The sequence below is a fragment of the Altererythrobacter sp. KTW20L genome (assembly GCF_023501975.1).
Lineage (GTDB): Bacteria > Pseudomonadota > Alphaproteobacteria > Sphingomonadales > Sphingomonadaceae > Alteraurantiacibacter.
In genome coordinates, this window is record NZ_JAMFLH010000009.1 from 135,320 (window position 1) to 149,834 (window position 14,515).

The window sequence follows — 14,515 nt, forward strand, 5'->3', positions numbered from 1 at the left end:
AACATTTCGCTTGCCGTTCGCATCGAGCGAAGTCGAGATGCCGCACCGGGTGTCTCAACTTCGCTCGACACGAGCGGAGCTCGGAAAGCCGGAAATCCTATTCCCTCGGCGGCAGCGCAATCGGCTGCGTTCCGTCAACCTGTCGGCCCACGCCCAGGCTCTCCATCTGCTCCGCCGTGCCGGGCGGGCGGTGATAGGCGCCGACCGTGGCGGTGTCAGGCGCGAAGACCTCTCCCGTCACCGGATTGGGATAGTGGAAGGGCGCGATATAATAGGCCGGATAGGTCAGGTACACCGTCGATGGCGGCAGGTCCGGCGGCGGGTTGAACTTGTCGGGCCAGGTGTTGTTGAGCGCGTTTTCGCCCCAGCCTTCCCAGTTGGTGTACATGGTGAAAGGCCCGGTCAGGCGGCTGATGCGCCACACGCCGTCCTCGCCCTTTTCGAACTCGTCCTCGTAGAGCGGCAGGCCCCAGCCCGAACTCGCCATCACGAAGGCCCGGCCGCGCAGCCAGCCGGTCTGCCCGTCGGGGCTGGTGTTGACCACGGTCTGGAACTGCATGTGGTTGGTGATCATCCCCACGTTCGCGCCGTCCGGCCCGAAGGCGACCTGCATATATTCGAGCACGCGGTCCTGCCCCACGAAGATGCCCTTGCCGCCGATTTCCAGCGTGGCATCCTCGGTGAACAGTTCGCTCAAATGCGTCCACTGGCCCTTGTCGACGAAGTAGCCATAGGTGCGCTGGAGCCGCTCGATATCGTTCATGTCCTCCAGCCGGGTGATGCGGGCATCGAGGCTGTCGAGCAGGGCATCGGTGCTCGCCTCCTGCGCGGCGGCGGGCGCGGCGAACGCGAGAAGCGCGGCGACATAGATCAGGTTGCGCATCGTCATTCCCTCCCCGCAATATCGTCACGCGGCTGGACCACCGTGATCGGCTGGCCGGTTACCGGGTGCGGATAGCTGAATTCCGGAATGTAGTTCTGCGGGAAGGAGCGATAGACCACCGTCGGCGGCTCGTCCGGCGGGAACAGCGCGCTTGGCCCCTCCATCGGCAGGGCGGAGCGCATCCAGCCCGCGTCGTAATCGGTCATGCCGGTGGGATAGAAGTGCAGGGACGAGATCCTCCACGTGCCGCCCTCCTTCACATAGCGGTTCTCGTAGATCCCCACGCCCCACACGCCGTTGGCACCCCGCTCGCCCAGCATCATCATGCCCTGGAAGCGGCCGGTCGCCGTCTGCCCGCCGGGCGCCACGGTGATCACCGCCTGCAACTGCATGTGGTTGTTGAGATGGCCGGGCGCGAGGGGTTCGGGGCCGAACAGCAGCAGCGCCCGTTCGATCCGCTGCTGGCCGATGTAAACGCCGCGCTGGCCATATTCGAACCGGCCTTGCCGCGTGAAGAGCTGCGCCACCTCGGGCCACATGCCCTTGTCGAAGTAATAGCCGTAGGTCGCCTGCAGCAGTTCGATCGCGTTCTGGTCCTCCAGCCGCTCGACCCGCTCACGCATCTGGGCAAGGCGCTGGTCGGCGCTTTGGGCGAGGGTCGGAACAGCCACACAGAGCGCGATGGCAGTGGTAAGTGCGAGCCGGATCATCGTACTGGCCTCCCCGTAACCGGATGGCTTGCCTGGAACGGCGGCACCTGCACTGCGGGAAACGGCTGGTAAGTGGCGCTCGGTGGCCGGTCGGGCGGGTAATCCACCGAGGCCTGGCTGCGCACAAGTCCCTCCCCGCCCTGTAACCGCGCCCATCCTTCGGCATAGGGGGCGACGAAATTGACATGGAGATGAAGCGATTTCAGCTTCCACACCCCGCCCTCGCGGACATAGCTGTTCTCGTAGATCCCGTCGCGCCATTCGGCGTGGCTCCGGTACTGGCCGAGCATGCCGAGATCGCGCCAGCGGGCGGTGGCGGTCAAGGCATCGTCGGCCACCACGATGGCCGGTTGCAATGTGACCCATTCGTTGAGCTGGCCGTAGATCAGCCCTTCCTGCCCGCCATGGAGGCGGCGCAAATATTCCTCGATCCGCTCGCGGCCCTGATAGACGCCGTCCACGCCCAGTTCGATCGTGCCGTCATCGGCAAACAGGTCCGCCGCTTCCTTCCACAGCCCGCGATCGACATAGAAGCCGAAGGCGCGCTGCAGGTTCAGGATGGCGCGCGTGCCTTCGAGCACTTCGACGCGGGCCGTAAGCTCCGCCGCCTCGGCCCGAATGCGCGCATCGGACATCTGGGCGCTGGCCGGAAGTGGAGCCGCCAGCAGCGCGGCGATAAGCAGGATACGGCGCATCATTGCCCTCCCGGAATGGCGACATTGCGCACGATGAAGGGGCCGGGATCTTCTCCGGCGGCAGGGCCGAACAGGAAGCGCAATTTGCCCTCAGGATAGAACGCGCGCCCGTTCACCGCCGTCACCGAACTGGCATAGTCGATTCCGCTGGCGATGGTTTCAATGGCGGCCCTATCGCCTTCGATGGTGACGAGGGTAATCGTCCCCGAATTGCCTTCCGATTGCAGGAAGCGGTTGCCCGACAAAAGGCGAAGGCCATCAGGCCCGCCCATCGGTTGCGACGGGGTGAGCACGGTCGCGTCGGTGAAATTGCCCGCCGCGTCCTTGTTCACCCGCACCAGGTTGTTGCGCTGGATCGCATTCATGTAGAGCGTTCCGTCACTCGCAAAGGCGATACCGTCGGCGCTGGCGAATTCAGGGTCGGTGGCCCAGACGGTGAAGGCCGACCCGCCATCCGGCAGCTTGAGGATGCGTCCGCCCAGCGTTTCGGTGGCAAAGACATCGCCGTTCGCAGCCACGGTCATGTCATTGCACATGGCGGGGCCCTCGCCGGTATTGAACGGATAGGTCGCCACCAGTGCGCCATCGGACAGCCGGAAGGTCTTGATCTCGGGCGCACCCGCCTCGCCCTGGCGGGGATTGCTGCAGACCCACAGGAGGCCGCGCGCATCATCCGCCAGCACGCCGAAAACCGTGGCAAGGCCATTGGCCTCATCGGGCACGATCCACGGGCTGGCCGTGGTGCTGCCCGGGGCAGCGCGGAAAATCATGCCGGGGTTGCTGCCGATATAGATCGTGCCACCCGCGTCCGAGGTGATGCTTTCGGGGAACAGGCGTTCGCCCTGCATGACGATATCCGGCGGCGGCGAGCCGGCCGGCACACTGGCACACCCCGCCAGCACCAGCGCACCCAAGACTATTCCGATCCCTCTGCCCATCAGTCACGCCCTCCCGAAGCGCCAGCCTGGCATCATAGGGCAAGCGACCGGAGTGAAAAGGGCGGAAATGTGCCATTTTGTCGCTTTGGCCTTGAGCGCCCCCGCAGAGGCGCAATGATTGCGCTATCATGAAGCGCGGGAGGTCGGAATTGAACAAGATCGGGGGGGGCGGCTGGAAGTTGCACGGGCTGGGGTCGCGGCCGTCCGGCGTGATGCCGTAGGTCATGAACCGCTCTAGTCAGAGCGCGGTCATGTCCATGCGTTCGGGATTGTCGAACCAGTCGCGGTTGCGCAACCGGCGTGGGGTCTCGCTCATCGTCCGGTACGCGGCTGGGTCGGGCGGGTGGTGAGTGACGGGGCCGCATCCGATTCGCGGCGCACCAGCGTGTAAGGCAGGGTTTCCTGCTCGGGCCGGCTGCGCTCACCCCGCCGCTTGGCGCGGATCATGCGGGTTATCGCTTCCACTGCCCATGCGGTCATCTCGCGGATCGGCTGGCGGATGGTGGTGAGTTCGGGCCAGATCGAGCTTGCCATGTCGGTATCGTCGAAGCCGCAGACGGTTATGTCGTTCGGCACGTCGAGCTGGCGGCGGTGGGCCACGGCCACGGTCGCTGCCGCCATGTCGTCGTTCGAAGCGAAGATCGCGGTGGGGCGCGGGGTGACCGACAGCAGCTTTTCCGCCCCGTCCATGCCGGAACGATAGGTGAAGCGCCCCTGCACGATCAGGTTGTCGTTCACATCCAGCCCGGCATCCTTCATTGCGGCGAGATAGCCGTTCAGGCGACGGTCGGCGGCGACCTGTTCGGGGTTGCCGATTATGAAGCCGATCCGTTCGTGCCCCAGCCCGATGATGTGGCGGGTCATGTCATAGGCGGCCTGGAAATCGTCGATCAGCACCGCGCCCTGCGACCCTTGCGCCTTGCCCGGCCCGACGGCCACGGCGATGGCATCGAGTTCGGCGACAAGATCGAGCACCTGCTGGTCGTCGCACAGCGGCGGCGGCAGGATGAAGCCCTGGATGCCGCCTTCGGCCAGGTTGCGCACCAGCACCATGGCAGCGGTCGAGCTGTCGCAGCTCTGCACCACCAGCTGCACGTCGCGGCGGCTCGCCTCCTCCAGCGCGCCCATCAGGAATTCGCTGAGGTAGGAGGCCGAAGGGTTGTCGAACAACAGGGCGATGCGTGCCTGTTCGCCGCCTGCCAGGCTGCGCGCGGCGCGGTTGGGCGAGTAGTTCAATTTGGCAATCGCGGCCATCACCTGGTCGCGCGTGGCATCGCGCACGTTGCCTTCGGAATTGATCACGCGGCTTACCGTCATGGGCGAGCAGTTTGCCTCGCGCGCAACGTCGGCAATGGTGGGCGCGCCCATGTGGCGCCGCGTCCCGCGCTGCTTGCGCCGGACGCTCGCCACACTGCCCCCCGACTGATGCCCCCCGGGCTGTTCGTCGTCACTCATCACAGCGGCCATAGACCCTGATTACGTCAATGCGATAGTTACCTCTTTGCGCTGACCGGCATCGAAGGGAAGCTCTATACCACGAGGTAGTTCGCGCCCACTGCGCCAGACCCGCCACTGCCAGCGCGGAGCCAAGTATCTGGGCCGGCTCACATTATGAGAGCGCTACCCTGAACCGAGTCGCGGCCATGCGCAAGCGGGATTCTGGGCTCTGCTCATTCCAGTTCCAGGATCACCGCTCCGCGCGCCAATGTCTCGCCCTCTTTCACGGCGATCCGGGCCACGGTGCCGCCCCGCGTGGCGCGCAGCAGGTTCTCCATTTTCATCGCCTCGACACTCGCCAGCATCTGCCCGGGTTCCACGCGGTCGCCCTCGGCCACATGCAGGCGGACCAGCAGGCCCGGCATCGGGCAGGTGAGCAGGCGGGAGGTATCGGGCGGCACCTTCTCCAGCATATGCGCGGCGAGCGGGGCCACGGCGGCGGGGAGGACCAGCACCTTGTAGCGGCGACCCCGCGTGGTGATGTGCCAGTGCGGGCGTTCACGGCGAACCTGCAGGCCAAGCGTCGCGCCGTTGCCGCTGGCAGTGGCGGTGCGCTGGCCGGGTTGCCAGTCGCAATGGCCCTCGATCCGCGTGCCATCGACTGTGCCGTGTCCCTCGCCAAGCATGACTGCAAAGGCGCGGCCATCGAGCATCACCGTCCAGTCGTATGGCACGATGACGTGGCCGTTTGCCTGTCCGCTGACCAGCCGCGCGCGGGCGGCATGGGTAAACTCGATCCCGGCGGCAATCGCGGCAATTGTCCGCAGCCGCTCGTCATCGGCGGGCGCTCCGGCAAAACCCTCGGGCCATTCCTCGGCGATGAAGCCAGTGGTGAGTTCCCCCGCCAGGAAACGCGGATGCTGCATGATGGCGCTGAGAAAATCGATGTTGTGCCCCGGCCCCTCGATCACGAAGTGGTCCAGTGCCTCCACCTGCCGCGCCGCTGCTTCGGCCCGCGTGGGGGCCCAGGTGACGAGCTTGGCGATCATCGGATCGTAGAACAGCGACACCTCGCCGCCTTCGGCGACCCCGTCGTCGATGCGGGTGAAGGGCCGATCCTGCCCGGCACGGGGAGGATCGTAGCGCACCAGCCGCCCGATGCTGGGCAAAAACCCGCGATAGGGGTCTTCGGCATAGACCCGTGTTTCGATCGCCCAGCCGTCCAGCCGCACATCGTCCTGCGTGAAGCCGAGCGGCTCGCCAGCGGCCACGCGGATCATCTGCTCGACCAGGTCCAGCCCGGTCACCGCCTCGGTCACCGGATGCTCCACCTGCAGGCGAGTGTTCATTTCGAGGAAGTAGAAGCGATCCCCGCTGGGATCGCTGCCATCGACGATCAGTTCCACCGTGCCCGCCGAATGATAGCCCACCGCCCGCGCCAGGGCGACCGCCTGCGCCCCCATGGCCGCGCGCATCGCGGGCGTGACGAAAGGCGAAGGCGCTTCCTCCACCACCTTCTGGTGGCGGCGCTGGATCGAACATTCGCGTTCGTTGAGGTGGAGGATGGTGCCGTGCTGGTCGCCCAGCACCTGCACTTCGACATGGCGCGGGTTGGTGATGAACTTCTCGATGAACACCCGATCGTCGCCGAAACTGGCCAGTCCCTCGCGGCAGGTCGCCTCGAAGCCTTCGCGCACGTCCTCGTCAGACCACGCCAGCCGCATCCCCTTGCCGCCGCCGCCTGCGCTGGCCTTCATCATCACCGGATAGCCGATTTCGGCCGCGATCTGGAGCGCGTGATCGGTATCAGCAATCTCCCCCACGAACCCCGGCACCACGTTGACGCCGGCGGCAATAGCGAGCTTTTTCGATTCAATCTTGTCGCCCATCGCCGCTATCGCGTGGGCCGACGGGCCGATGAAGGCGATGCCCTCGGCCTCCAGCGCCTCAACGAAGCTGGCCCGCTCGGAAAGGAAGCCATAGCCCGGATGCACCGCGTCGGCCCCGGTCGCCTGGCAGGCGGCGATGATGGTGTCGGCGCGCAGATAGCTTTCGGCAGCAGGCGAAGGCCCGATATGCACCGCCTCGTCCGCCAGCAAAACATGCGGGCTGCGCGCATCGGCATCCGAATAGACCGCCACCGTGGCAATCCCCATCCGCTTCGCCGTGCGGATGATCCGGCAGGCAATTTCTCCGCGATTGGCGATGAGGATTTTGTGGAACATTGCTCTGCTTAAGCTCTTGACTCACAGGTTGTCGAACTTTCGGCCTCAGGCAAAAACCTAAACATCGTCATCATCCTGAACGACATTTCGGAAGAAGAGATATGCCAGAACGAGCAACAAGCCCCCGGCCAGCCCTCTCCAGAAGATGAAGCCCGAAACGTAAGGCCGATAGAATTCACAGGGCGTGTCCTCTATGCAATCGCCCAAGGTGACGGCAAACAGATCAAAAGCGACAAAACTCAACCACGCCAGTCCGGCGATCAGGAACAAACCGCAGCCAATGCGCTGTTTCATTTGCTCACTCCCCCACCGGCCCCATATTGTGCCCCAGCAGCCGCAGCACGTCGGCCACGCATTCGACCACATTGCTGCCCGACCCGTAGATCCCCTGCACCCCGGCCTCGCGCAAGGCGTCGTAATCCTGCGGGGGGATCACGCCGCCGACGACCAGCCTGATGTCGGCGCGGCCCGCATCGCGCAGGTGGCGGGCGAGTTCGGGGACGAGGGTCAGGTGGCCTGCTGCCAGGGTGGACACACCGACCACGTCCGCCCCCTCGGCAATGGCCATGGCGGCGGTTTCCTCGGGCGTCTGGAACAAGGGGCCGCTGATCACGGCAAAGCCCATGTCGGCAAAGGCGCTGGCGATCACGTTGGCGCCGCGATCGTGGCCGTCCTGCCCCATCTTGGCGACCAGCAGGCGGGGCTTGCGGCCCAAGCGGGTGGTGACAGCTTCGACGCCCGCGAGCACTTCGGCATAGCGGGCATCGTCGGCATAGGCGGCGGAATAGACCCCGCTGACCGGCGTGGGGCGGGTTTCATAGCGGCCGAATACCTGTTCAAGAGCAGCGCTGATTTCGCCCAAGGTCGCATCGGCGCGGGCGCATTCCACGGCGAGAGCGAGCAAATTAGCCCTCTCCCCTTCAGGGGGGAGGGTTGGGAGGGGGGGCTGTCCGGCAGACATGGAGGGCGCATTGCGGCCCCCGCCCCCAACCCCCTCCCCTGAAGGGGTGGGGGCTTTAGATGCTCCCGCCCGCAGTGCATCCAGCGCCGACTGGCACACCGCCTCATCCCGCGCGGCCTTCACCGCCGCGATCCGCGCGACTTGGCCCGCGCGCACCGCGTGGTTGTCGACATCAAGCGTGGCGATCCGGTCTTCGCTATCAAGGCGGTACTTGTTGACCCCCACGATCACCGCCTCGCCGCGATCCACCCGAGCCTGCTTGGCCGCTGCCGCCGCCTCGATCGCGGCCTTGGGCGCGCCGCTGGCGACATAGGCGGTCATGCCGCCGGCATGATCCACTTGCACCATCAGCGCGCGCGCTTCGTCCGCCAGTTGCGCGGTCAGCGCTTCGACATAGTAGCTGCCGCCAAGCGGATCGATCACCTGCGTGATGCCGGTTTCCTCGGCCAGCACCAGTTGGGTGTTGCGGGCGATGCGGGCGGAAAAATCGGTCGGCAGCGCCAGCGCCTCGTCCAGCGCATTGGTGTGGAGGCTTTGCGTGCCGCCCAGCACCGCGGCGAGCGCTTCGACCGTGGTGCGGATCACGTTGGTGTAGGGGTCCTGTTCGGCAAGGCTCACCCCGCTGGTCTGGCAATGGGTGCGGAGCGCAAGCGATTTGGGGTTCCGTGCGCCCAGCCCCGCCATCACTTCGGCCCACAGCACCCGCGCGGCGCGCAGTTTGGCGACTTCGGTGAACAGTTCCATCCCGATGCCGAAGAAGAACGAGAGGCGCGGGGCAAAGCTGTCGATATCCAGCCCCGTCGCCATGGCCCGCCGGACATATTCCTTCCCGTCGGCGATGGTGAAGGCCAGCTCCTGCACCGCCGTCGCGCCCGCCTCGTGCATATGATAGCCGCTGATCGAGATCGAATTGAAGCGGGGCATATGGGCCGAACAATATGCAATCACATCGCCCACGATCCGCATGCTCGGCTCTGGCGGGTAGATATAGGTGTTGCGGACCATGAACTCCTTGAGGATATCGTTCTGGATGGTCCCCGATAGCTTGTCCGCGCTCACCCCGGCGCGTTCGGCGGCGACGATATAGAACGCCATGATCGGGATGACCGCGCCGTTCATGGTCATCGATACGGACATCTCGTCCAGCGGGATGCCGTCGAACAGTGCCTGCATGTCGGCCACCGTATCGATCGCCACGCCGGCCTTGCCGACATCGCCGGTGACGCGCGGGTGGTCGCTGTCATAGCCGCGATGGGTGGCCAGATCGAAGGCGACCGACAGGCCCTTTTGGCCGGCGGCGAGGTTGCGGCGGTAGAAGGCGTTGCTTTCCTCCGCCGTCGAGAAGCCCGCATACTGCCGGATGGTCCACGGTCGCTCGGTGTACATGCTGGCGTAGGGGCCGCGGGTGAACGGCGGCTCGCCCGGCAGGCCGGGGTCGATCCCGGCAATGTCGGCGGCGGTGTAGAGGGTCTTGCGGGTCATATTCCCCACCTCCCGCTCGCCTCGAGCGAAGTCGAAAGGCTGGAGTGCGGTGTCTCGACTTCGCTCGACACGAACGGAACCCGAACCATCATCCTCGAGGGCTTTCCATGATCTCGGTCAGCACGCCCTGCATGTCCGCCGGATGAACGAAGAACACCGGCGTGCCATGCGCGCCCACCCGCGTGGGGCCGAGAATCCTTTTGCCGAGCATCTCGAACCAATCGCGCGCCTCGGTGATATCGGGCACTTCAAAGCACAGGTGGTGCTGGCCGCCACGAGGGTTGCGGGCGAGGAACGATGCAATCGGCGAGGCATCACCCAGCGGTTCGAGCAGTTCGATCTGGCCGTTCGGTGTATCGACGAAGCAAACGCGCACACCCTGTTCGCGCAGATCGAACGCCTCATGGATGCACGTGGCGCCCATTATATCGCGCCAAAAGGCAATGGCCCCGTCGACCGAGGGCACCGCTATGCCGACATGATTGAGCCGTCCCAGTTCCATGCCGCAACCTTCCGCTGCGGCAGGGCCCCTTGCAAGTCCTTATCGCTCAGGCAGCGACGGTTTCCTCCTCCACGACCGCGTTGGGCTTCGAACCCCACAAGGCGTAGTAGATGATGTAAACCTCGCACAGGACCGTCAGCCAGAAGCTGTTCTGCAGGCCATAGGCATCGGCCAGCCAGCCCTGCGCGACCACTAGCGCGCCGCCGGCAATGGCGGTGATCAGCAGACCCGAGCCCTCCTCGGTCAAAGGCCCGAGCCCCTTGATGCCCATGGCGAAGATTGTGGGGAACATGATCGAATGGCCCAGCCCCACCAGGATCAGGCACCACAGCGCCATCATGCCATCCAAAGTGGCCGCCCCCACCATCACCACCAGCGCGAACAGGGCGAAGGCCGCCAGCGTCTTGTCCGCCGGGAAACTGCGCAGGATATAGGCGCCGCCGAACCGCCCGACCATCATGCCGCCCCACATCAGCACCAGGTAATTGGCTGCTTCTGCCGGGGTAATCCCGGCGATGTGCGGCAGGATGGCGAAGTTGATGAACAGGTTCGCCACGCCGATTTCGGCAATCAGGTAGATGAAGATCGCCGGCACGCCGAGCACCAGGTTGCGGTGCTTCCACAGCGAATGCTTGCGCCGCTCCTCGCGCGAAACGCGGCTGGTGGCGGAGCCCAGTGCGGGCAGGCCAATTCGCTGGAAGTCTATGACGGCGACCATACCAACATGCTCGGCTTTGGCATGCAGGACCACGTGCTGCCGTTCTTCGGGGCCAACCTGTCGTTCGATCCGGCTGATTAACCCGGCGTCTGGTCCATCACCTCGCGGGTATCGCGGTGGGCCAGGTCCACCAGCGCCTGCATCGCTGCGGCCGCACCATCGCCGTCACCAGCCGCCACGGCATCATAGACCCGCGCATGGTCGGGGATCGGATCGCGCGGCAGGGCGCGGGCGCGCTGCTTGTATTGCGTGGTGAGGTTGACGGCCGAACCGATGGAGGCCGCCAGCGACATAAGAACTTCGTTGCCCGCCGCCCGCAGCAGGGCTTCGTGGAATTCGCGGTCCGCAGTGCGCCCCGCTTCAGTGGCGAGCGTGTGCTGGCGCATGGCGGCAAGGGCCGCCTTCATCGCTGCCAGGTCTTCCTTGCTGCGCCGTTCCGCCGCCAGCCGGGCGATGCCGGGTTCCACCAGCGCGCGCAGTTCGAACAGGTCCCGCACGAAGCCAGGATCGGGCTCGCCGGTGAATGCCCAGGTAAGCACCAGCGGATCGAGCAGGTTCCAGTTGCTGCGCGGCATGACCCGCGTGCCGTCCTTGGGCTTGCTGGCCACCAGGCCCTTTGCCGTCAGCACCTGCACCGCTTCGCGATAGGCGCTGCGCGAGACGTTGAGCGCTTCGGAATTGGCGATCTCGCCGGTCAGCTTGGCGCCGGGCGCGATCTGGCCCGATACGATCGCGCTGCCGAGATAGTGCGCCACGGCTCCGCGCAGCCGACGGCCCGACCCGCGCGGCGTGCGCGCCAGGGCTTCGGCCAGCTGGTCTGGCCCCTCGGGTTTGGCTTTGTCCATCGGCTCCCCTTTGCGGCACGCCTGCGCGGCCTGCATCCTAGCCTATTCGGGCATGTGGAGGGAAAATCAACCGACGTTGTCGACACGCAGGGTTTGACACGGGTATTTGTCGGAGTAATTCTTTGGCATCACGGCAAGGGAATGGCGATGCGGCGACTGGACAGATTGGCGGCACTGGGCGGACTGCTCATGCTCGGGGCCTGCGCGCCGCAAGAAAGCGCGATGCCTTCGCCCCCGACCTTCACCTATGAAGGCAATCCGCTGGTGCGCGACCGGCACACGGCCGACCCCGCTCCGCTGGTGGTGGGCGATACCCTCTACCTCTATGTCGGCCATGACGAGGCGCGGGGCGAGGAGATGTTCAACATCACCGAATGGCTTGCCTATTCTACCAAGGACATGGTCACCTGGACCGATCACGGCCCGATCATGCGGCCGACCGACTTTGCCTGGGCGCAGAAGGATGCCTGGGCGAGCCAGGTGCATGAAAAGGATGGCCGCTTCTGGTTCTACACCACGGTGGAGCACGATCCGGCCACCAGCCACGGCAAGGCCATCGGCGTGGCCGTGGCGGACAATCCGCTGGGCCCCTTCGTCGATGCCCGCGGCTCGGCCCTTGTGCGCAACGAAGATACGGCAGGTCCGCACCACTGGGACGACATCGACCCCACCGTCTGGACCGAACCCGATGGCACGAGCTGGCTGTTCTGGGGTAATGCGGAGCTCAAATATGCCCGCCTCGCCCCCGACATGATCAGCTTTTCAGGGCCAATCGAACGGATCGACCTGCCCGATTTCGAGGAAGGCCCCTGGGTCTTCAAGCGCGGCGACATCTACTACCTCGCCTATGCCTCGATGGACCGCGCCATCAGCCCGGACGAGCGGATATCCTATGCCACCGCGTCTTCGATCCAGGGGCCGTGGACATGGCGCGGGGAGATCACGGGTTCTGCCGCGAAGAGCTTCACCATCCATCCCGGGATCATCGAGTTTCGCGGCAAATGGTACCTGTTCTACCATGTCGGCACGCTGACCGTGGGTGACCAGGCAGGAGCCATCGGACGCCGGGCCGTGGCGGTGGAGCGGATGCAGTTCGACGAGAACGGCCTGATCCTGCCGGTAGAACAGACCACGCAAGGCCTGTTGCTGCCACGATGAGCGAAGCACCCTGCCGCATCGCCGTGGTCGGGCTGGGCAAGGTCGCCCGCGACCAGCACCTGCCTGCTATTGCCATGGCGGAGCAGTTCACGCTGGCGGCCACTGTCGATCCGGCAAGCGAAGGCGTCGAGGGCGCATTGCACTTTGCCACGCTGGCCCAGCTTGCCGCCAGCGGAGTGGCCTTCGATGCGGTGAGCTTGTGCTCCCCGCCGCAGTTCCGCCATGCGCTGGCGCGGGAAGCCGTGGCAGCGGGCAAGCACGTACTGCTGGAAAAGCCCCCCGGTGCGACCATGGCCGAGGCCGAGTCCTTGCGCAGTGCAGCCCAATCGGCAGGCCTGACGTCGTTCGCCGCCTGGCATTCGCGCTATTCCGCAGGCGTCGCCCCGGCGCGCGCCTGGCTGGCGGGCAAGGCAGTCCGCAGCGTGGCGATCACCTGGCGCGAAGACGTGCGGGTGTGGCATCCGGGGCAGGACTGGATCTGGCGCGAGGGCGGCTTCGGCGTCTTCGATCCGGGCATCAATGCCCTGTCGATTGCCACGGCGATCCTGCCCAATCCGCTGGAAGTAACCGGCGGCGCGCTGCAATTCCCCGCCAATTGCGCCGCGCCGGTATCAGGCCAGGTCAACCTGACAGACACGACGGGTATGCCGGTCACACTAGACCTCGATTTCCTCCAGCAGGGCCCGCAGACCTGGGATATCCGGGTCGAGACGTACGAGGGCGAACTGCTGCTGTCGCTCGGCGGATCGATGCTCACGACAACCGATGGCACCATGCGCGCCGCCGACCGCGATTACCCCGCGCTCTATGCCCATTTCGCGCAGTGCCTCGCCGACGGGACCAGCGAGGCGGACCTCGCCCCGCTCGATCTCGTCAGCCAGGCGCTCGCCCGCTGCACCGTGGACCAGGTCGCCCCGTTCCACGAATGACAGCGGCAATCAGCGGCTGAGCGACAGTACCGCCACCGACTTGCCCGGCAGGTCCACCGTCACCGTGCCACCCGACACCCGGCCCGCAATGGGCGCAGGAGCCACGGTGGCAGGAGCGGCAAAGGTGTTGAGCGAATTCACATTCGGCCCGGTCAGCACTTCGCCCGCAGCGCTCCGCACATCCAGCCCTGCCACGTCGATTGCCACTTCGCGCGCCTCGTGCGGATCGAGGTTGACCAGCGCCAGCCACAAGGCTCCCGCCGTATCGCGGAAGGCCACGGCGTCCACGCCCGGCAGGGTCATGCCATCGTGCTGATAGCCTGGTTCCTGAACGTGAAGAATAGATCGAAGTGCCATGCCCCGAGATCATTACTCGTGACCAATTTGAGCGAGTTGCTGCCTTGCGTGCGTCTCGCGCCCCGACCCAAATGGCGCCGCACGCGCAGCAGCCGGAACAACACGCTCACGGGTCTCGCCAAATGCGGCATGCCTGGGTGCGGTGCCGGGATGACACTCGGCTCGGGCACGTCGAGATCGAAGCAGAAATACTACTACTACAAATGCAACGAGCGGACGAACATCGGCCAGAGATGCAAATGCCCGAACGTCAGGCGGGAGAAGCTCGACGAGGTAGTCCTGCGGGCGATCGAGAAGCGAATTCTCGGCCCAGGCAGACTTGAGCAATTGCTCAGTGACGTGATCGAGCTTTCCGACGGAAAGCGGGGGAAGCTTGAGCAAGAACTTTCCCAAACCTGTGCTGAGCGAACCAGGCGACGCAATGCAATTGATCGGCTTCTTGTTTTGATCGAAGAGGGGGTCATGAAGCCGAGCGATCCTGAGTTCGCAAGCCGGCTCGCCGCGCTATCGGCGACGAGGGCGTCACGAGTCAATGGGCCGGAAGCCCCTTATTCAGACGAACACTACGTCCCCGAACTGATCGCCTCCGAACTGGCTTTTCTGGGCGTTCCTGGCATGGCGTTGACAGCGGAGATCGGGCGTCTCGTTGGCGCCAGCGCATAAGTCGGCTACACA

General features: G+C 65.5%; 16 protein-coding genes. 4 read left to right on the forward strand and 12 right to left on the reverse strand.

Features of this window, described 5'->3' with window-relative positions:
- Nucleotides 1-97: 97 nt before the first annotated feature.
- The 10 genes from M3P36_RS10690 to M3P36_RS10735 form a co-directional block, all read right to left on the reverse strand.
- Complete coding sequence (locus tag M3P36_RS10690; RefSeq protein ID WP_249703243.1) at nucleotides 98-889, reverse strand: nuclear transport factor 2 family protein; 792 nt, start codon at nucleotides 887-889, stop codon at nucleotides 98-100.
- Entirely contained in the window at nucleotides 886-1,593 is a 708-nt protein-coding gene (locus M3P36_RS10695) for a nuclear transport factor 2 family protein (RefSeq protein WP_249703244.1), read from the reverse strand. The genes M3P36_RS10690 and M3P36_RS10695 overlap by 4 nt, the downstream gene beginning before the upstream one ends.
- The gene (locus M3P36_RS10700) at nucleotides 1,590-2,291 is read right to left on the reverse strand and encodes a nuclear transport factor 2 family protein (protein WP_249703245.1); all 702 of its coding nucleotides are present in this window, start codon (nucleotides 2,289-2,291) and stop codon (nucleotides 1,590-1,592) included. The genes M3P36_RS10695 and M3P36_RS10700 overlap by 4 nt, the downstream gene beginning before the upstream one ends.
- Nucleotides 2,288-3,226: an SMP-30/gluconolactonase/LRE family protein gene (locus tag M3P36_RS10705; protein WP_249703246.1), complete on the reverse strand. Its 939-nt coding sequence runs from the start codon at nucleotides 3,224-3,226 to the stop codon at nucleotides 2,288-2,290. The genes M3P36_RS10700 and M3P36_RS10705 overlap by 4 nt, the downstream gene beginning before the upstream one ends.
- Before the next feature lie 312 nt (nucleotides 3,227-3,538).
- Nucleotides 3,539-4,594, reverse strand: coding sequence for a LacI family DNA-binding transcriptional regulator (locus M3P36_RS10710; protein ID WP_249703335.1), 1,056 nt, complete (start codon nucleotides 4,592-4,594; stop codon nucleotides 3,539-3,541).
- 302 nt (nucleotides 4,595-4,896) lie between these two features.
- Nucleotides 4,897-6,888, reverse strand: coding sequence for an acetyl-CoA carboxylase biotin carboxylase subunit (locus M3P36_RS10715; RefSeq protein ID WP_249703247.1), 1,992 nt, complete (start codon nucleotides 6,886-6,888; stop codon nucleotides 4,897-4,899).
- A 57-nt stretch (nucleotides 6,889-6,945) separates the two neighbouring features.
- Nucleotides 6,946-7,182 carry a hypothetical protein gene (locus M3P36_RS10720; RefSeq protein ID WP_249703248.1) on the reverse strand — a complete coding sequence of 79 codons (237 nt, stop codon included), beginning with the start codon at nucleotides 7,180-7,182 and terminating at the stop codon, nucleotides 6,946-6,948.
- 4 nt (nucleotides 7,183-7,186) lie between these two features.
- Nucleotides 7,187-9,331 carry a methylmalonyl-CoA mutase gene (scpA, locus tag M3P36_RS10725; RefSeq protein WP_249703249.1) on the reverse strand — a complete coding sequence of 715 codons (2,145 nt, stop codon included), beginning with the start codon at nucleotides 9,329-9,331 and terminating at the stop codon, nucleotides 7,187-7,189.
- An 88-nt stretch (nucleotides 9,332-9,419) separates the two neighbouring features.
- Entirely contained in the window at nucleotides 9,420-9,833 is a 414-nt protein-coding gene (mce, locus tag M3P36_RS10730) for a methylmalonyl-CoA epimerase (RefSeq protein ID WP_249703250.1), read from the reverse strand.
- Nucleotides 9,834-9,879: 46 nt separating this feature from the next.
- Nucleotides 9,880-10,428: an MFS transporter gene (locus M3P36_RS10735; RefSeq protein WP_502798378.1), complete on the reverse strand. Its 549-nt coding sequence runs from the start codon at nucleotides 10,426-10,428 to the stop codon at nucleotides 9,880-9,882.
- A gap of 33 nt (nucleotides 10,429-10,461) precedes the next feature.
- Here M3P36_RS10735 and M3P36_RS10740 point away from each other — a divergent pair, with 33 nt between their 5' ends.
- Nucleotides 10,462-10,632: a hypothetical protein gene (locus M3P36_RS10740; RefSeq protein WP_249703340.1), complete on the forward strand. Its 171-nt coding sequence runs from the start codon at nucleotides 10,462-10,464 to the stop codon at nucleotides 10,630-10,632.
- On the opposite strand, the gene M3P36_RS10745 is transcribed toward M3P36_RS10740, so the two are convergent.
- Complete coding sequence (locus tag M3P36_RS10745; protein ID WP_249703251.1) at nucleotides 10,629-11,396, reverse strand: FadR/GntR family transcriptional regulator; 768 nt, start codon at nucleotides 11,394-11,396, stop codon at nucleotides 10,629-10,631. The two genes, M3P36_RS10740 and M3P36_RS10745, sit on opposite strands and share 4 nt — an antisense overlap.
- A 147-nt stretch (nucleotides 11,397-11,543) precedes the next feature.
- On the opposite strand from M3P36_RS10745, the gene M3P36_RS10750 reads away from it, so the two are divergent.
- Both M3P36_RS10750 and M3P36_RS10755 read left to right on the forward strand, forming a co-directional pair.
- Nucleotides 11,544-12,554 (forward strand): glycoside hydrolase family 43 protein, encoded by a 1,011-nt coding sequence (locus M3P36_RS10750; RefSeq protein ID WP_249703252.1) that lies wholly within the window; start codon nucleotides 11,544-11,546, stop codon nucleotides 12,552-12,554.
- Nucleotides 12,551-13,483 carry a Gfo/Idh/MocA family protein gene (locus tag M3P36_RS10755; RefSeq protein ID WP_249703253.1) on the forward strand — a complete coding sequence of 311 codons (933 nt, stop codon included), beginning with the start codon at nucleotides 12,551-12,553 and terminating at the stop codon, nucleotides 13,481-13,483. Before M3P36_RS10750 ends, M3P36_RS10755 begins: the two co-directional genes overlap by 4 nt.
- A gap of 9 nt (nucleotides 13,484-13,492) precedes the next feature.
- Here M3P36_RS10755 and M3P36_RS10760 read toward each other — a convergent pair whose 3' ends face one another.
- Complete coding sequence (locus M3P36_RS10760; protein WP_249703254.1) at nucleotides 13,493-13,840, reverse strand: alpha-L-arabinofuranosidase C-terminal domain-containing protein; 348 nt, start codon at nucleotides 13,838-13,840, stop codon at nucleotides 13,493-13,495.
- 18 nt (nucleotides 13,841-13,858) lie between these two features.
- Between M3P36_RS10760 and M3P36_RS10765 the strand changes: the two genes are divergently transcribed.
- Complete coding sequence (locus M3P36_RS10765; RefSeq protein WP_249703255.1) at nucleotides 13,859-14,503, forward strand: recombinase zinc ribbon domain-containing protein; 645 nt, start codon at nucleotides 13,859-13,861, stop codon at nucleotides 14,501-14,503.
- The last annotated feature ends 12 nt before the right edge of the window (nucleotides 14,504-14,515 follow it).